Source organism: Algoriphagus limi (genome assembly GCF_024919275.1).
Taxonomy (GTDB): domain Bacteria; phylum Bacteroidota; class Bacteroidia; order Cytophagales; family Cyclobacteriaceae; genus Algoriphagus; species Algoriphagus limi.
This window is the reverse complement of record NZ_JANWGH010000003.1, coordinates 312,063-329,536: the sequence shown is the minus strand read 5'-3', so window position 1 is coordinate 329,536 and position 17,474 is coordinate 312,063. Positions and strand designations below refer to the sequence as shown.

Annotated in this window: 19 protein-coding genes and 1 tRNA gene; 9 read left to right on the top strand and 11 right to left on the bottom strand. The window is 40.7% G+C overall.

From position 1 onward, the window contains the following. Position 1: 1 nt before the first annotated feature. Positions 2 to 835, bottom strand: a complete 834-nt coding sequence (locus tag NY014_RS13565) for a hypothetical protein (RefSeq protein ID WP_259415122.1) — start codon at positions 833 to 835, stop codon at positions 2 to 4. Between the two features lie 91 nt (positions 836 to 926). Here NY014_RS13565 and NY014_RS13560 point away from each other — a divergent pair, with 91 nt between their 5' ends. After that, positions 927 to 1,562: a GDSL-type esterase/lipase family protein gene (locus tag NY014_RS13560; protein ID WP_259415121.1), complete on the top strand. Its 636-nt coding sequence runs from the start codon at positions 927 to 929 to the stop codon at positions 1,560 to 1,562. Between the two features lie 20 nt (positions 1,563 to 1,582). Here the strand turns inward: NY014_RS13560 and NY014_RS13555 are convergent, their stop codons facing one another. Both NY014_RS13555 and NY014_RS13550 read right to left on the bottom strand, forming a co-directional pair. Then, a complete protein-coding gene (locus tag NY014_RS13555; RefSeq protein ID WP_259415120.1) occupies positions 1,583 to 1,834 on the bottom strand; it encodes a hypothetical protein in 252 nt (83 codons plus the stop codon). Between the two features lie 136 nt (positions 1,835 to 1,970). Further along, a tRNA-Met gene (locus NY014_RS13550) sits at positions 1,971 to 2,043 on the bottom strand. Between the two features lie 120 nt (positions 2,044 to 2,163). Between NY014_RS13550 and era the strand changes: the two genes are divergently transcribed. The 4 genes from era to NY014_RS13530 all read left to right on the top strand — a co-directional run bounded on the left by era (position 2,164) and on the right by NY014_RS13530 (position 5,350). Next, positions 2,164 to 3,057, top strand: coding sequence for a GTPase Era (era, locus tag NY014_RS13545; RefSeq protein WP_259415119.1), 894 nt, complete (start codon positions 2,164 to 2,166; stop codon positions 3,055 to 3,057). 1 nt (position 3,058) lies between these two features. After that, entirely contained in the window at positions 3,059 to 4,372 is a 1,314-nt protein-coding gene (gene der, locus NY014_RS13540) for a ribosome biogenesis GTPase Der (RefSeq protein ID WP_259415118.1), read from the top strand. Between the two features lie 76 nt (positions 4,373 to 4,448). Further along, positions 4,449 to 4,664, top strand: coding sequence for a hypothetical protein (locus NY014_RS13535; protein ID WP_135075736.1), 216 nt, complete (start codon positions 4,449 to 4,451; stop codon positions 4,662 to 4,664). Positions 4,665 to 4,726: 62 nt separating this feature from the next. Then, entirely contained in the window at positions 4,727 to 5,350 is a 624-nt protein-coding gene (locus NY014_RS13530) for a SprT-like domain-containing protein (protein WP_259415117.1), read from the top strand. Between the two features lie 63 nt (positions 5,351 to 5,413). Here the strand turns inward: NY014_RS13530 and scpB are convergent, their stop codons facing one another. Beyond that, entirely contained in the window at positions 5,414 to 5,974 is a 561-nt protein-coding gene (gene scpB / locus NY014_RS13525; RefSeq protein WP_259415116.1) for an SMC-Scp complex subunit ScpB, read from the bottom strand. Positions 5,975 to 5,976: 2 nt separating this feature from the next. Further along, positions 5,977 to 6,360: a TraR/DksA family transcriptional regulator gene (locus NY014_RS13520; protein ID WP_259415115.1), complete on the bottom strand. Its 384-nt coding sequence runs from the start codon at positions 6,358 to 6,360 to the stop codon at positions 5,977 to 5,979. Between the two features lie 178 nt (positions 6,361 to 6,538). Here NY014_RS13520 and NY014_RS13515 point away from each other — a divergent pair, with 178 nt between their 5' ends. Beyond that, complete coding sequence (locus NY014_RS13515) at positions 6,539 to 7,606, top strand: isoaspartyl peptidase/L-asparaginase family protein (protein WP_259415114.1); 1,068 nt, start codon at positions 6,539 to 6,541, stop codon at positions 7,604 to 7,606. Positions 7,607 to 7,697: 91 nt separating this feature from the next. Here NY014_RS13515 and NY014_RS13510 read toward each other — a convergent pair whose 3' ends face one another. Together NY014_RS13510 and NY014_RS13505 are read right to left on the bottom strand one after the other, a co-directional pair. Beyond that, positions 7,698 to 7,868, bottom strand: a complete 171-nt coding sequence (locus tag NY014_RS13510; RefSeq protein ID WP_259415113.1) for a hypothetical protein — start codon at positions 7,866 to 7,868, stop codon at positions 7,698 to 7,700. A 71-nt stretch (positions 7,869 to 7,939) separates the two neighbouring features. Next, on the bottom strand, positions 7,940 to 10,441 hold the full coding sequence (locus NY014_RS13505) for a lamin tail domain-containing protein (protein ID WP_259415112.1): 2,502 nt from the start codon (positions 10,439 to 10,441) through the stop codon (positions 7,940 to 7,942). A gap of 136 nt (positions 10,442 to 10,577) precedes the next feature. Between NY014_RS13505 and NY014_RS13500 the strand changes: the two genes are divergently transcribed. Further along, complete coding sequence (locus NY014_RS13500; RefSeq protein WP_259415111.1) at positions 10,578 to 11,567, top strand: aspartate-semialdehyde dehydrogenase; 990 nt, start codon at positions 10,578 to 10,580, stop codon at positions 11,565 to 11,567. After that, entirely contained in the window at positions 11,567 to 12,757 is a 1,191-nt protein-coding gene (locus NY014_RS13495) for a THUMP-like domain-containing protein (RefSeq protein ID WP_259415110.1), read from the top strand. The genes NY014_RS13500 and NY014_RS13495 overlap by 1 nt, the downstream gene beginning before the upstream one ends. A 13-nt stretch (positions 12,758 to 12,770) precedes the next feature. Here the strand turns inward: NY014_RS13495 and NY014_RS13490 are convergent, their stop codons facing one another. The 3 genes from NY014_RS13490 to NY014_RS13480 all read right to left on the bottom strand — a co-directional run bounded on the left by NY014_RS13490 (position 12,771) and on the right by NY014_RS13480 (position 16,298). Beyond that, positions 12,771 to 13,028: a DUF4834 family protein gene (locus NY014_RS13490; protein ID WP_135075757.1), complete on the bottom strand. Its 258-nt coding sequence runs from the start codon at positions 13,026 to 13,028 to the stop codon at positions 12,771 to 12,773. Between the two features lie 23 nt (positions 13,029 to 13,051). Beyond that, entirely contained in the window at positions 13,052 to 15,871 is a 2,820-nt protein-coding gene (carB, locus tag NY014_RS13485; protein ID WP_259415109.1) for a carbamoyl-phosphate synthase large subunit, read from the bottom strand. 130 nt (positions 15,872 to 16,001) lie between these two features. Further along, positions 16,002 to 16,298, bottom strand: a complete 297-nt coding sequence (locus NY014_RS13480) for a hypothetical protein (protein ID WP_259415108.1) — start codon at positions 16,296 to 16,298, stop codon at positions 16,002 to 16,004. 182 nt (positions 16,299 to 16,480) lie between these two features. Here NY014_RS13480 and trxA point away from each other — a divergent pair, with 182 nt between their 5' ends. Continuing rightward, positions 16,481 to 16,843 (top strand): thioredoxin, encoded by a 363-nt coding sequence (gene trxA / locus NY014_RS13475; protein ID WP_259415107.1) that lies wholly within the window; start codon positions 16,481 to 16,483, stop codon positions 16,841 to 16,843. Between the two features lie 78 nt (positions 16,844 to 16,921). Here the strand turns inward: trxA and NY014_RS13470 are convergent, their stop codons facing one another. Beyond that, positions 16,922 to 17,425 (bottom strand): GNAT family N-acetyltransferase, encoded by a 504-nt coding sequence (locus tag NY014_RS13470; RefSeq protein ID WP_259415106.1) that lies wholly within the window; start codon positions 17,423 to 17,425, stop codon positions 16,922 to 16,924. Between the last annotated feature and the right edge of the window lie 49 nt (positions 17,426 to 17,474).

Sequence of the window (17,474 nt, the reverse complement as noted above, 5' to 3'; positions counted from 1 at the left end):
TCTATTTCAAAAAGATCAACAATACCGGTAGGAAAAAGGCCCATTCCATCCCAATTCGTTTCTTTTCTGAATCTACCCCATCCTTATTAAATACATACCAATGGCATAAAGTCATCAAAAAAAGAATCGCTACGAAAAGTTTATAAAAGGAAGGAATTATAACTAAAACCAAAATTAACAGGATCAATAACCCATACATCAAATACTTAATCCATAGAATTAGACTTGCTTTATTCAGCTCCTGCGAAACCGAAAAAAAACCAGCCAATTGATCTTCTTCTTGATCTAAAAATGAGAGAATTAACAAGTTCAGATTAGCTAGAAGCAAATACAACAAGAAAAACAATCCATGCCAAACAGACCAATCAAGAGAATTTGATCTTAAAAAGGGGAGCCATGAAATCCCGATCACATAAAAAAGGGCAATGGAAAATTCCTTCATCCAACCTTTACCAAACTTTAGCACCAAAAAGCGAATCCCTCCTATCAATCCACCCAACAGAAAGGTCAATTGCAGTTCGAGCCCCCAACCAAACCACCAAAACCCTCCTATCAAACCCAAAAGACTTAAAAGTCCAATTCCGACCAAAACCGGAACCCGAGCTAGATGATGAAATTGCCTTCTTCCCGAAAGTTTTTCACTTACCTTCTGTGCATCTAAAAGATGATCCAAATTGTAAATGCACCACACTGCCATACCAAGAAGTACATAAGGTTGCCAGGGTAAGGCTACATGAAATAATTTGGAGAAAAAAAGCATGCCGGCAACAGCCCCCAAAACCACATCGATTGAAAGCCAGGAAATCAAGCGAACGATTTTCCCCAAAAATTGCATCTGGTAAAATTAGATGCCTCAGAGCGAGAAACAAGGGTTTTTTCCTGAACAAAAATTCCTAATTTCGGAAAACAACAAACCCAAAAACGCCATGAAAACCTTTTCTCTCAGCCTATTTGCCTTTTTCCTTTGCTTTTTTGCTTTTTCACAGGAACCTATCAAAATAGCCTGTGTAGGAAATAGCATTACTCAAGGTCCAGGCAGGGAAAACCCAGATAGTTATCCCCTTCAATTGCAAGCCATACTCGGCGAAACCTATTTGGTCAAAAACTTCGGAGTGGGTGGCCGAACGCTTCTTCGAAAAGGTGACTTTCCGTATTGGAATGAACCGCAATTTCAGGAAGTGAAGGATTTTGCTCCTGATATCTTGGTGATTATGCTGGGAACAAATGATTCCAAACCTCAAAACTGGGCTCATAAAGCAGATTTTCGCCAAGATTACTTGGATATGATCGCTGAATTAAAGGCTCACATGCCCGCCGATGGAAAGGTCTATGTGGTAATGCCTGTTCCAGTGACACAGGATAATTTTGGAATTACAGCCAATGTCATGAACAACGAACAGCGAATGATGATTATGGACATCGTACATTCCAGCGGTTCAGAAATGATTGATCTATATACGCCACTGATGGATCGTGCCGATTTACTCCCAGATGGAGTGCATCCCAATAAAGAAGGTCTTGGTATTATGGCTGCTGCCGTGGCCCGGGCTATCAGATTGTAAATCGGTTTAAAAAAATCAGACTAAACAACTCTAGACTCTGAATACAAGTCATAGGCTGCTACTAGCATTTGGTTTTCCGGAGATTGGCCGAATCGGGGATAGCTTTGGATTTGATTCCTTTGTTCGACATAAACAGGTCTATATTTTCCTTCTATCTCATCCCAAATCACCAGCAAATAAGCATAGGGGATCCGGCTTTCACGGCCTTTTTCCAGCCATTCTTCAAAAAGGTCTTCAGAAAGGGATTGAGGGTATTCGGGACTGTCGAACATGTGTATCTATTTATATTGGGAAATTAGATGGTCGGGAAGAAATTAAAAAGTTTGAAAGACTTTAAAGTTCTATGAATTTGAAACTTTGAAAGAATGTTAAAACAAAAAAGCCGATCATTTCTGATCGGCTTCGTAGTAGCGGGAACAGGACTCGAACCTGTGACCTTCGGGTTATGAGCCCGACGAGCTACCAACTGCTCCATCCCGCGATATATTTTTAAAACTTTATCGTCTTATTTTTAGTTCCAAACGCCCTTCCGGTGAATTGTGGTACAAAGGTAAAGACAAACTCTCAAAAATCAAGTACCTTTGTCAAAAATTTAAGAAAAATGACTCCAAAATCTCATCAGGCTGGATTTGTGAACATCATTGGGAAACCCAACGTGGGCAAGTCCACTCTGATGAATATTTTGGTGGGAGAACCTATATCTATCATTTCTCCTAAGTCCCAAACCACCCGTCATCGGATTCTAGGTTTGACAAATGCAGACAATTATCAGATTGTCTTCTCTGATACGCCGGGGATGCTCAAGCCTCAGTATGAACTACATAAAAGCATGATGTCTTTTGTGAATCTTTCTTTGGAAGATGCAGATATCATCCTTTTTGTGACGGACTTATTTGAAACAGATGCTGAAATCGAAGCGATCATCGAGCGGATCAATAATTCCGGGGTACCGGTTCTGCTGGTGATCAACAAAATCGATTTGGCGAAAGAAGGGCATTTGGACAAGGTTACTGATTATTGGACTTCACGACTGAAAGCTGATGCAGTGATTCCAATTTCCGCTTTGGAGAATTTCAATACGGAACGCATCCTTCAGGAGATTTTGGATCGACTCCCTGAGCATCCCCCTTTTTACGATAAGGAGGAACTTACAGACCGACCTGAACGGTTCTTTGCGTCCGAGATTATCCGGGAGAAGATCTTCAAAAACTATAAAAAAGAAATTCCTTACAGCACCGAAGTGGTCATTGAGGATTTCCATGAAAGCCCTGACATCATTCGCATGCGAGCCAATATTTTCGTAGAGAGAAACAGTCAAAAAGGCATCATTATCGGCGAAAAAGGAAAAATGCTCAAGAAAGTCGGGATAGAAGCCCGACAGGATTTGGAAACCTTTTTCGGCAAAAAAGTCCATCTGGAAACCTTCGTGAAGGTGGAACCGGACTGGCGTAAAAACAAAAACAAACTTAGAAAATTCGGATACGACCCCTCTTGATATGGCAAATATTGTAGCAATTGTAGGAAGACCTAACGTAGGAAAATCCACTCTTTTCAACCGGCTGGTTGAAGAACGGAAAGCCATCGAGGATAACTTGAGTGGCGTTACCCGTGATCGTCACTATGGACACGCACAGTGGAATGGTAAATTTTTCTCTGTGATCGATACAGGGGGATATGTGACCGGTTCTGATGATGTATTCGAAGCCGAAATCCGAAAGCAAGTGAAACTGGCAGTGGAAGAAGCTGATGTCATTTTATTTGTCACCGATTGCCACGATGGATTGACGGATTTGGACAAGGAATTTGCCAATGAGCTTCGATCAACCCAAAAGCCTATTTACATCGTGGCCAACAAGGCTGACAGTGCTGACAAAGCTTTGATGGCAAGCGAATTTTATGCTTTGGGAATTAGCGATTTTGAAATTTATCCTATTGCTGCTACGAGTGGAAGCGGTACAGGCGAATTATTGGATCAGGTTGTTACCCATTTTGAAGAATCAGGAGAAGAGGACCCGGATGCAGGCATCCCTAAAATCTCCATCCTCGGAAGACCCAATGTTGGAAAATCCTCTTTCCTAAATGCGCTTTTAGGAAGAGAGCGATCCATCGTAACAGATGAGGCCGGAACTACCCGAGATGCAATCCACACGCGTTATAAACTTTTTGGACAGGATTTTATCATCACAGATACAGCTGGCATTCGAAAGAAAGCCAAGGTCAAAGAAGACATCGAGTTTTATTCGGTAATGCGCTCTCTTCGAACATTGGAAGAGTCTGATGTAGTCATCATCATGGTTGATGCCTCCAGAGGTTTGGAATCTCAGGACATCAATTTGATCGGCTTAGCAATCAAAAACAATAAAGGCGTTATGATCATGGTGAATAAGTGGGACTTGATTGAAAAGGACCACAAGACCATGAATAAATTCAAGGATCAGATGCTGGAAAAGTTGGGAGAACATAAGTGGATCCCAATCATTTTTACTTCCGTAACAGAAAAACAACGAATCTTCCAGGCAATTGAATTGGCGGTGAAAGTTTATGAAAATAAAAACCGTCGAATTCCAACATCAAAATTGAATGATGTCATGTTGCCGGAAATTGAAAACTATCCTCCTCCTGCTTGGAAAGGAAAGTACATCAAGATCAAATACGTGACTCAATTACCGACCAAAAACCCGGTTTTTGCGTTCTTTTGCAATCTTCCCCAATACATCAAAAACCCTTACACTAGATTCCTTGAAAACAGGCTTCGGGAGAACTTTGATTTTGAAGGAGTACCGGTAAAAATCGTCTATAAAAACAAATAAAATTTATTTAAGCGGACTATTGCATTATTGCGAAAAGTTCTGATACCTTTGCGCCGAATTAAGAAAAACACAAAAAATGAAAAAGGTATTTGCAATTTTCGCAATCGCTGGCTTGATGGCTACTGCATCTTGCGGCAACAAAGAAGTTAAAGAAGAAACTGTTGAAACTGAAGTAGTAGAAACTGTTGAGGAAACTACTGAAGAGACTGTTGAAGCTACTGAAGAGACTATGGAGCAGGTTGAAGAGACAGTTGAAGAAACTGTTGAAACTGCTACTGAAGAAGTAAAGTAATTTCTTCCAAACAAGATTAAAGAGCTCCGGAATTTCTGGAGCTCTTTTTTTATTTTAGGGGAATGGATTCCGCTCAAAAACTTCATCAAATTCTCCAGCAACATCTCCCGCAAGAAAGTATTAACTACTGCTTGGAGCTCTGGAAAAAGAATCCTTTCAATTTTTCAGTCACACGTTCCCGCAAAAGCAAATTCGGAGATTTTCGATGGAGAAAGGATCGTCCATTACAAAGCATTACCATTAACGGAGATCTAAACCCCTTTCAGTTTTTGATCACCTTCATACATGAAGTTGCCCATTTACATGCATTTGTTCGGCATGGTCTAACAATCGCTCCGCACGGAAATGAATGGAAACGAACCTTTCAAGAATTAATGCATCCGCTATTGAGAAAAGAAGTCTTTCCGATGGATATCCTTATTCCCCTATCTAGGCACATGCGAAACCCCAAGGCCACTTCAGTAGGGGATTTATTTTTGACCAAAGAACTGAATAAGTACAACCTTCAAATTCCAGAAAAAACAGGAGTTTTTTTGGCAGACATTCAGCCTGAAAAAGTCTTTGAATTAAATGGGAGAAAATTCCGTAAAAAAGAAACCCGAAGAACTCGGGTCTTATGTGAGGAAATCAGCACCGGTAAACGCTACCTCATTTCTCAAATGGCTCAGGTAAAATTGGAAAATTAAGTTTGGGAAAGCTAGGTAAAAAAACCGCTGCCAACTGCTATCTAAAAAACTGCCCCTGAAATACTACTCCCTCTCCTCTCCAATCTGATTATCAGGCTGGGTAAAATCCTTTGGCTGAGGTAAATCCTGAATGGAGTTGATGCCAAAATATTCCATAAACTTTTCAGAAGTCCCATATATTAATGGTCTGCCTATTTGATCGGATTTACCCTTGATTTCAATCAATTCTTTTTCCAAAAGTTTCTGTACAGAATAATCGGAATTCACTCCACGGATTTGCTCGATTTCCCCTTTTGTGACAGGCTGTTTGTAAGCTATAATCGAAAGAGTTTCAAGCTGGGCAGTAGAAAGTCGCTTTTGGCTTTGATGCTTGAGGAGAATGGCAATACTGGTCTGATAGGCTGGTTTTGTTAAAAATTGATAGCCTCCTGCAATTTTTTCCAGACTGAATGAAAAATCCTCATGTTGGTATTTTTCAACCAACTGCTCGATAGCCTCCTCAATGTGTTGTTTGGGAACTTCCGACTCAAACATCTCCGAGAGGCACTTTTGAATTTCTGCAAGCCCCAAAGGACTGGGGCTACAGAAAATCAATGCTTCAATATGTTTGGGCAAAAAGTCCAAGCTTATTTCTTAGCCAACTTAGCTTCGATGGAATGCATGGTATGAGGCACTGCTCGAAGGCGCTCTTTTGAAATCAACTTCCCAGTATCTACACAAACACCATAAGTTCCATTTTTGATTCGGACCAGCGCATTCTCTAGGTTGATGATAAACTTTTGCTGACGAGCTGCCAACTGGCTTAGACTTTCTCGCTCCAAGGTGTCCGCACCGTCTTCCAGTAACTTAGATGTGGCTGCAGTATTATCTGTTCCACTGTCATTCTTCTTGCTGAGGGTTTCCTTCAACATATTGAGCTCTTCTCGGGCTACTGCAAGTTTGTTCAAAATAATCTCCTCAAATTCCTTCAACTCATCTTGAGAGTAGGTAGTTTTTTCTTCTTGGCTCATAGTAATCGGATTAGATGATAATACTGTGACGTACTGGATTTTTTAAAGTTCCCTAAAATACATGCACCTTGGGAAATACAAAAATTTAATTTCGATTTGAATGCAAAAAAATCCCTGTAAAAATGGCAGAAACGCCATATTTTCAGCTATTTCGAATCAGAAAACACCAAATAAAACCATGAAAACAAGCTTTATTTTCACCAGTATCTTTTGTCTATTCTTTTGGTCATGTAGCCAGAATACTGAAAATCAGCAAGTTGAGAATCAAGCAACTGAAAAGGTTGATTTCGCATTGGCAATTCACGGTGGAGCCGGAACAATTCGAAAAGAAAATATGACTCCTGAGCAGGATGCAGCTTACCGAGCCAAGCTAAAGGAAGCCCTGGATGCCGGATATGCTGTTTTAGAATCCGGAGGAACAGCAATAGATGCAGTAATCTCTGCCGTAAAAGTGATGGAAGACAGCCCATTATTTAATGCCGGGAAGGGAGCTGTTTTCACTAATGAAGGAAAGAATGAGTTGGATGCTGCCATCATGAATGGAATCGACAGAAATGCCGGTGCGGTTGCGGGTTTAACTACCGTTAAAAACCCTATCACTGCAGCGAGGGCAGTCATGGAAAATTCACCTCACGTATTTATGACTGGAGCAGGTGCCGAACAATTTGCATCAGAACAAAATCTGAAATTGGTATCGCCCGATTATTTCTACACCGATTTCCGATTCGAACAATTAGAAAAAATCCGGGAAACTGAAAAAACCCAACTTGATCATAGCTCCTTATTAGAAATGGAATTACAGGACCCGCTTTTTAAGGATAGAAAATTTGGAACTGTTGGAGCAGTAGCTCTTGATAAAAATGGAAATATCGCCGCTGCAACCTCCACTGGAGGGATGACGAATAAGCGCTATGGAAGAGTAGGCGATGTACCGATTATCGGAGCGGGAACCTATGCAGATAATGAAACTTGTGCAGTTTCGGCAACTGGCCATGGCGAATATTTCATCCGAAATGTAGTAGGACATGAAATTGCCTCTTTGATTCGCTATGGAAATAAAAACCTAACAGAAGCAGCTGATGAAGTGGTGATGAATCAATTAGTAGAAATGGGTGGTTCGGGAGGAATTATTTCCATCGATCGTTTTGGCAACATAGCAATGCCCTTTAATTCGGAAGGCATGTACAGAGGCTATCGAAAAGCAGGAGAAGAAGCGAAAACCTTCATTTACAAGGATGAAAACTAAGGGTGTGTAGATTCTCCTTTTCGGATTGCCCACAAAAAAAGCCGCATAGCTTAAAACTATGCGGCTTTTTCCAATAGGTGCTTTTGAAAAATCAGGCTACTGCTTTCTCTTGATTTAGAAGTTTTTCGAGGCGCTTTTTCAAAACTACCTCATCTATATCAATTCGGTATCTCATTTTTAAATACTGAGCTACCTCTGCAAGGTCCTTGGATTCTTCAACGCTTAATTGTTTGAGGGCTCTATTGATTATTCCAGGTTCCATGGTTTTTTGGGTGTTAATTACTCTAAGATACTGATTTTTAGTATCTCATGTTTTGAAAAAGGAGAAAAATTTTAGATTCTTTCAGCAATGACAATGGTTTTTTTGATCGTCTGAACTCTTCCATCCAAATCAAAAAGCTCCACTAACAGAACATAATAGCCTGGACGTAATCTCCTTCCCTGTGAATCTACTCCAGTCCAAGTATATAAGCCTTCCCTACCTAAGATTTCATTTTGAGCGAGTACTTGGAGTAATCGTCCGGCGATATCATAAATTCTAAATGTCCCAACCCATCCAGCTTGATTGACTTGATATCGGATTGTTGTAAAGGTATTTCCATTACTTCCTTCAGGATCGAATATTTCCGGGTCGATTTGAATTAATTCACTGCTAAATTCATCTGGGATTTGTAGTGAATTTTCCCTTCCCGGAGTGGCGTATTCCTCAGTTCCAGATGCAGAATGCCAATTCCCTGAAAAATCAGCAGGAGAGGCAACCGAAACTCGTTCAAGCGAAACTCCTTTAGGGTTTCTCAACAATGGATGATGCAAGTCTTCACTGTAAGCAAATTGCTCAACTTGATTTCCATCAGCGTCTAATAACAACACAGTCCCACCAGAAATTGGATAGCTTGGCAGAGAACTTATTTGATAAAATAGCCCGTTGGAGGACTTTGGATAATCTAATTTCAATCGGGCTTGATCAGTGGTAATGGCCAAAAAAGAGCGAGGCGGCATGACTAAAGAACCATCCGAGAGTTTTCGGATTTGATTTACCTCTCCCTGATCATCCAAATTAGCTATGGACCAGGAACCTACGTCTAGATATAGATCCGTAGCATTAACAAGCTCTACAAATTTTGGACTGCCACTTTTGGGATTAAACAAAAGTTCATTTAAGAATACCTCTCCCTTTTCTGCAATTTTCGGGCGAATAACCTCCAAAACCTGAGAAGAAATCTGGTTTCCACTACAATCTGAGATAGATGTTAATTGAAGCTCAAAGACTTGATTTTCAGGAAATTCATCTTCCAATTCGATAATTAGTAAATTATCTTCAACCCAAATCGTATCCAACAAGAGTGAAGGATTGAATGAAACAAAACTCTCTTCTAATTTCGGTTGAATGGTCTCAGAAAACTGAATTGTCAATTGACGATCAGTCTGAAAATAATAATCAATGATCTGAGGAGATTCCTCGTCAGGACTTAAATCCAAAACTGAGTTTTCCATTCCAGGTGTTCCTCTTCTCGGGTCAATTGAAGGCTTTAAATATGCGGCTTGATCGCAAAGCAGAATGGGATTCACAACCTCTAAGCTAAATCCTCCACCACTAAACTCACTTCCTCCCCAAGTTGCTGTGGTATACGTAATCTGATCAATCAACTCACCCTCTAAATCAATTAGGCTTAGTTCATCACCTGAGTTCAATAAAGTCGGCCAATTCTCTACAGCCAAAAAATTCCCATATTCCTGAAAAAGATCTGCACTACTCGCCGGAGCCAAAATCAAATACTCTCCAGCACTTAGCCAATAGTCATGCAATTCTGTCTGAGTGCGAGAATTCGCCAATACTAATCCGCCTAATCTAAAGTCCTTTTCTCCCTGATGATAGAGCTCCAAATATTCCACGTTGGGAAGATCATTTCCATCACGAGGCGCCGGCATTAATTCATTTATGACTAAGTCCTTGTATGCTATATCCGTAGGGTCTTGAAAAACAAAATTGATGGTTGTATCCTCAAGAAAATTGCCTACCAAATCAGAGATTTGACGGATAGCTATTTGATAATTTCTCCCCTCTTCTAGTTCTTGAGAGAAACTCAAAATCACAACAGAATCTTGCTTCAAGGAAGCCTCTGAGGGCTCAATCCCTTCCAAATCATAATTAAGTTGTATTTGGGAAAAGACAGGATCAAGGGCTTCTGAAAAACGAAGTTCTAGTTGATCCTTACTATAGCCTCTAACCGATACGAATTCCGGCGGTTGACGATCCTCTTCCCAATCCCCAAATTCAAAATCATCCATAAACCAACGTGCACAGGAACCGGAACCCGGGCCATAGCGAACCCAAATCTTCAAGTACACCTCCTCTTCAGACAAAAATTCATCTGGAAGTTTTATTTGAAATAAGCGAAAATCCTGATCCTCATTTGCAAACTCATTCTCAGAGGCCAGAAGAACATCCCCTGAAAACTCACCTTCTAACTGATTAGAAAAGCTGTAAGAAACTACTGCCGGTCTATTTCCAGATCCATTTCGGACAGATCTAGCCCAAAAACGAATACTTGGCTCGGAATATTCCGCAAGATTCAACCGAATGGTTAGCTCCCCAACAAAGCTTGAAATTGGTTGGACAGCTAATGCTTTGGAGCTGTTGATACCCGCACCATTTGCTTGAAAAATCCGGGAAGAAGTGGAGCGAACATCATTCCCATACCACCCGCTTAAAAAAGCTTCAGGAAAAGATTGGATTTCAAAGGCAGACTCAAAGTCCTGTTTGATTGTTTGAGACCAAGCGTTTCCAGCAAATGAAAAACAGACCAGATAAGCTATTAAATTGAAAAACTTCATAAACCCTAAAAAAAGTATTGACTAAAAATATAAAAGAATTTTTAAATGAAAAAGAAGGATTTTTTAAAGTATTCCCCTGAAAATGAGCGAAGACTCTTACTTTTGCAATCCAAATAAAACCTATCAAACCAAGGATATGAAACTTGCTGTTGTTGGAGCTACTGGACTAGTAGGCTCCGAAATTCTCGAAGTGCTTGATGAGCACAATTTCCCTTATGATGAATTGCTATTGGTAGCTTCCGAGCGATCAGTAGGAAAACAAATAGAATTTAAAGGCAAAACCTTTACAGTAATTGGCTTGGAAGAGGCCGTAGCTGCAAAGCCTCAGATCGCAATTTTCTCAGCTGGTGGTGGAACTTCCCTTGAATGGGCTCCGAAATTTGCAGCAGTAGGAACCACTGTTGTTGACAATTCTTCAGCATGGAGAATGGACCCAACCAAAAAATTGGTAGTTCCTGAAATCAACGCCAAAGAACTCAGTGCCGGGGACAAGATTATAGCCAACCCGAATTGTTCTACCATTCAAATGGTATTGGCCTTGGAGCCTTTGCGTCAGCGATATGGAATCAAACGAATTGTAGTCTCTACCTATCAGTCTGTGACGGGTACCGGAAAAGCCGCTGTAGATCAAATGATGGCAGAGCGAGCTGGAGAAGAGCCTGAAATGGTTTATCCATACAAAATTGACATGAATGTCCTTCCTCATATCGATGTATTCCAACCTAATGGATACACCAAGGAGGAAATGAAAATGATCAACGAAACCAAAAAGATTTTTGGTGACGATAGCATTGCTGTGACCGCCACTACGGTCCGAATCCCTACCATAGGAGGACATTCGGAATCTGTCAATGTGGAATTCAAAGAGGACTTTGATATGGATGAAGTTCGCAAGCTTCTTTCCGAAACTCCTGGAGTGGTTGTTCAGGATGACCCGGCAAATTTATTATACCCAATGCCAATCACAGCGCATAAGCGTGACGAGGTATTCGTTGGACGTCTTCGAAGAGATGAGTCCCAGCCAAACACTTTGAATATGTGGATTGTGGCGGATAACCTTCGGAAAGGCGCTGCTACCAATGCAGTTCAGATCGCGGAATATTTGGTTGCAGAAGGCTTGTTTTAATGGATTTCAGCGAATTTCATAGCGCTGAATTCCAACAATTTGTGCAGGACCATCTTCAAGATGATCCTGTACAAATTCGATTAAAATATCATGGCAAAGTAAATTTTGACCTTCAGGCTGCAGTTCAACAAATTGCTGCAAGAAAAAGCCTGAAAAGGAAATTACCCGAATGGACTGCCAATCCATCCATTTTTTTCCCGGGCACTATTCCACTCGAACAAAGCAGTTCGGAACTTACCGCTCATTTCAAAGCTCAAAAATTATCGGGAAAGAATATGCTTGACCTCACAGGAGGTTTAGGGGTAGATTCTTATTATCTCAGCAAAGGCTTTGAAAAAGCTGTCTATTGTGAGCAACAGGATGAACTTTTTGAGATAACACGACATAATTTAGAGCAATTAGCTCCTAGAAAATTTGATTTCCACTTGGGTGACGGACTTGAATTCCTAGAGAAAAGCGAAGAATCATTTGATTTGATTTATGCCGATCCGGCAAGACGGGGAAAAGGAAATCAGAAATTGTACAAGCTGGAGGATTGTGAACCAAATCTGGTAGAAGCATGGAAACTTCTAACATCCAAAGCTTCTAAAATTCTACTCAAATACTCCCCCATGTTGGATGTTACTCAGGTCTGGAAAACCTTTCCTGAAATTCAAAAAATAACCGTCGTTTCGGTAAAAAATGAAGTGAAGGAACTACTGCTTCATTGGTCTAAATCAGACGAAATCGCAGCCAAAAAAATTGAGGTTTATGATTTGGAATCAGGGTATCCTCCCTTCCTATTTTATCAGGATGAAGAGGAGCAGGCAGTTTCTGATTTTGGAGAACCGGAGAATTATCTTATCGAACCAATTAGCGGAATTTTAAAGGCAGGCGCTTTTAAACTGTTTGGAGAACGCTTTAGCTTGAAAAAATTAGAAAGCAACAGCCACCTCTATACCTCCTCAAACCAACCTCAAAATATCCCGGGAAAAGTTTTTGAAATCATCGAAGAAGTATCTCCAAGAAAAAAAGACATTCAGAAAATAATCCCCAATGGTAAGGCAAATGTGCTCACCAGAAATTATTCCTTGGGAGCTGAAGAACTCAGAAAAAAATTAGGCCTTAAAGACGGTGGAGAAGAATACCTAATTGGAACCAAAACCTTAAAGGGTTATCAGGTATTCCGGTGTAAAAGAATCGTGGAATAAAAAAAGTGAAGGATTACTCCTTCACTTCTTCAAAGTCGACATATTCGCCTCCTTCAATATCCTTTTGGCGTTTTTTCTGATGATCTTTGGGTATATAATCCACATTTACATCATCTTTTGACCTAGATTGGGCTTGTTGCGCTCTTCGCTGCTCTCGCTCCATTTCCTGCACCTGAGCAGCAAACTTCGCTAATTTACTTCGCAAAAAGTACCTGATAAGCTGCCCGAGCAACCAACCTACTCCCAAGACTATTATTAGAAACTTTACCAAAACGTAGAATTTTTCTTTTGAAATTATCTACTCAAATAAAGATTACGCTCTGAGTAGATTTTAAGGAAATAATCGTCCATGAGATCATCGATAAAGTAAATCGCCTCTCCGGTGGACTTCATTTCAGGACCCAATTCCTTATTCACATTCGGGAATTTATGGAATGAGAAAACAGGTTCCTTGATAGCATAACCCTTCTTCACCGGATTGAATTCAAAATCCGTCACTTTTTTCTCGCCAAGCATCACCTTCGTAGCGTAATTCACATAAGGCTCCTGATATGCTTTGCAAATAAATGGAACGGTTCGGGAAGCTCTTGGGTTGGCTTCGATCACATATACCTTGTCATTTTTGATTGCAAACTGAATATTAATCAGGCCTTTGGTTTTCAAAGCCAAAGCAATTCGCTCTGTGTAAGTTTCAATTTGTCGAATCACTAAATCTCCCAAATTGTATGGAGGAAGAACCGCATAGGAATCTCCGGAGTGGATACCGGCAGGCTCGATATGCTGCATGATTCCGATGATGTATACATTTTCACCATCACAAATCGCATCAGCTTCCGCTTCAATTGCGCCTTCCAAGAAGTGATCCAAAAGAATCTCGTTGTTTGGAATGTCTTTCAAGACATTGACCACATGCTCCTCAAGTTCTTTCTCATTGATCACAATTTTCATCCCTTGACCACCTAAGACATAACTTGGACGCACCAAAAGTGGGAAGCCGATCTTTTTGCAAAGCTCCAATGCTTCGTCAGTATTATGAATCGTACCAAACTCAGGATAAGGTACATTATTTTCCTTCAATAGGGTGGAAAACAAACCTCTATCCTCCGCCAAGTCCAACGCTTCAAAGCTGGTTCCGATGATTTTGATTCCGTATTTATCAAGCTTCTCAGCCAACTTCAAGGCTGTCTGACCACCAAGCTGTACGATTACACCTTCCGGTTTCTCATGAAGGATGATTTCATAAATATGCTCCCAGAATACCGGTTCGAAGTATAATTTATCTGCTACGTCAAAATCTGTGGAAACAGTCTCAGGGTTACAGTTGATCATGATGGTCTCATAGCCACATTCTTTTGCAGCCAAGACTCCATGCACGCAGGAGTAGTCAAATTCGATCCCCTGACCAACTCGATTAGGACCTGATCCTAATACCACTACTTTCTTTTTGTCTGTTCGGATTGACTCATTCTCTTCTCCGAAAGAGGAATAATAGTAAGGCGTCTGAGCTTCAAATTCCGCCGCACAGGTGTCTACAAGTTTGTATACTCGCTTGATGCCCATTTCCATGTAGCGCTTGTTGAAGACTTCGCTCTCCAAACATCCCAACAGGTGAGCAATCTGACGATCGGCGTAGCCTTTCTTCTTTGCTAAGTCCATGACCTCGTGAGGAATATTCTCAATTGTATATTTCTCAATCTCTGCTTCCAAATGAATCAATTCCTCAATCTGCTTCAAGAACCATTTATCGATTTTGGTCAAATCTTGAATGGTTCGGAAAGAAATCCCAAGCTTAAAGGCATCATAAACATGGAAAAGACGGTTCCAGCTTGGATTCGCCAATGAGTAAAGGATTTTCTCCTGATCCCGAAGTTCTTTACCATCAGCGCCCAAGCCATTTCTCTTTATTTCTAAAGATTGACAAGCTTTCTGAAGTGCCTCCTGGAAGTTTCTTCCAATACCCATCACTTCCCCAACGGCCTTCATAGAAAGTCCCAATCGACGGTCAGAGCCCTTGAACTTATCAAAGTTCCATCTTGGGATTTTTACGATGACATAGTCGATAGATGGTTCAAAAAATGCTGAAGTGGTGCCAGTAATAGAGTTGGAAAGTTCATCCAAATTGTAGCCGATTGCTAGCTTAGCTGCCACTTTGGCGATTGGGTATCCAGTAGCTTTGGAAGCCAAGGCCGAGGAACGGGAAACCCGTGGATTAATTTCAATACCAATAATTTCTTGATTGTCTGGACTTACAGCAAACTGCACATTACATCCTCCTGCAAAATTACCGATGGAGTTCATCATGGTAATCGCATAATTTCGCATGCGCTGATATACCGTATCAGGTAGTGTCATCGCTGGAGCCACCGTAATGGAGTCTCCCGTATGTACACCCATCGGGTCAAAGTTTTCGATAGAACAGATTACAATCATGTTCCCGATATTGTCCCGCATCACCTCCAACTCATACTCTTTCCAGCCAAGGATACTTTGCTCGATCAATACCTCATGAACAGGTGAAGCTTGCAAACCAGCTGAAAGCGCTTTTTCAAATTCTTCTTTTGTTTCTACAAAAGCACCTCCTGCTCCACCTAATGTATAGGAAGCTCGAATAATCAATGGAAATCCAATTTCCTGAGCGATTTCTTTGCCTTGAAGGAAGGAAGTAGCTGTTGCACCTTTACAAACACCTACCCCGATCTTTTCCATCAATTCCTTGAATTTTTCGCGGTTTTCGGCAGTATCAATCGCATCAATATCTACACCGATCATCCGTACATTGTGATGCTTCCAAATTCCAGCATTTTCACAATCAATGGCTAGGTTTAATGCAGTTTGACCACCCATGGTCGGCAGAACAGCATCGATATCCGGGTGGTCAGTTAAAATTTTTCTGATTGATTTCTTTTCCAGAGGCAGCAGGTAAACATTATCTGCGGTAACTGGATCTGTCATGATTGTCGCCGGGTTGGAATTGATCAGGGTGACGGTAATTCCTTCTTCCCGAAGTGATCGAGCAGCTTGAGAACCGGAATAATCAAATTCACAAGCTTGACCAATGACGATGGGACCTGAACCGATAATGAGAACGTGCTTGATGCTACTGTCTTTAGGCATTTGAAAGGTGAGTTGAGAGGATATTTTTACTTAAGTCCAAATTGGGGCAAAATTAGAAAATTATTCCGAAGGCTCATGGTAAAGAATGATGAAAGTACCCGAACTCCCAAAATAAATCCTCGCAATCGAGTTATTTGTACTTCAAGTAAGAAATCGTAATAACCACTAAAGCCAGAGTAATTCCCAAAAACAAAAGTAAAAACCTCTGTCTCATTTGGCTTTGACCAGGTTGATCCTCTCTAATTCTACCTTCCTTCTTATACTTTTCTTCCAATGCAATCCCTATCGGAAGTCCAATCGCCATTCCCGTACCTACAAATGCAAAATTCCCAATAGCTAAGGAAAAAGCTATTCCAAAAGGCAAGCCCAACAGCGTTCCTAGAATAATAAAATAGCCTTTCGGATAGGTCTTCTGTTCTTTATTCATGGAGTATGAATATAATCTTCCATCCCAAATTAAACTTTTTTCAACTCTCCAAAAAGCAAAAATCTAAGCGACTCCATAAACAGCTCGTATATAGTTCAACAAGGCCCCAAGGTATTATGTAACATGGGTTACAGCAGTTTCCAATGCATATCCTTACTTTTACACCACAAAATGAAACTGTTATGCCTACTGTAAAACTAACAACCCAGAAATTCAAAGACGAAGTATTTGATTATACCACCGAAAGAGAATGGAAATTCAAAGGTGATAAGCCTGCCATCATAGACTTCTATGCGGATTGGTGTGGTCCATGCAAAATGGTAGCCCCTATCCTAGAAGAATTGGCAAATGAAAATCCAGATATCGTCATCTACAAAGTAGATACTGAGGTGGAACAGGAACTAGCAGCTGTCTTCCAAATCCGAAGCATTCCAAGCATCCTCTTTATCCCAATGGATAAGCAACCAATGATGCAAGCTGGAGCTTTGCCTAAGCATATCTTGGAAGAAGTGATCCAAAAAGAATTGTTGAGTTCAGCATCCTAAGAACCAACACCCTATTAAAAGTGAAAACCGGAGCCACCAATTGGTTCCGGTTTTTTATTTGGCGAAAAAAAGGAATAACTAGTCCTTCTCTGAATCTAGTCGATATAGCATTTCTAATAATGGAACCCCAAAATTTCTGGATTTGATTTGGCTGACCTTTCGAAATCCAAATCGCTCATAAAGGCTTACCGCAGGATCCAATCCGGATGTCGTATATAAAAAAGCTCCTTTGTAGCCTTTTTCCCGGTAAAAATCCATCCATTCTTCCATCAGCTTTTTTCCTAAACCCATTCCTCGATAGGGCTTCTCCAAAATAAAATATCGAAGCTGAGCTTGAATATCCTGTCTATGCATCAGTAGTAAAAAGCCGATCATTTTACCTTCTCTTTCTACGACCCATACCCGATCCCGATTAGGGTTATACTGTCTATAGAATTCCAAAAGACTTTCCATCACATAGGCCTCAAAGCCCATCCCAAACCCATGCTCTTCAAAGTAAATTCTGCCATGTAATGCAGCGACTTGCCCAAGATCCCCAGGCTGCAAGTCATTTCTAACTGTGATGTTTGGATCGAAGAACATTTTATGCTGATTTTTAAAAAGTTACACTTAAAATACTAACAAAAAGCAG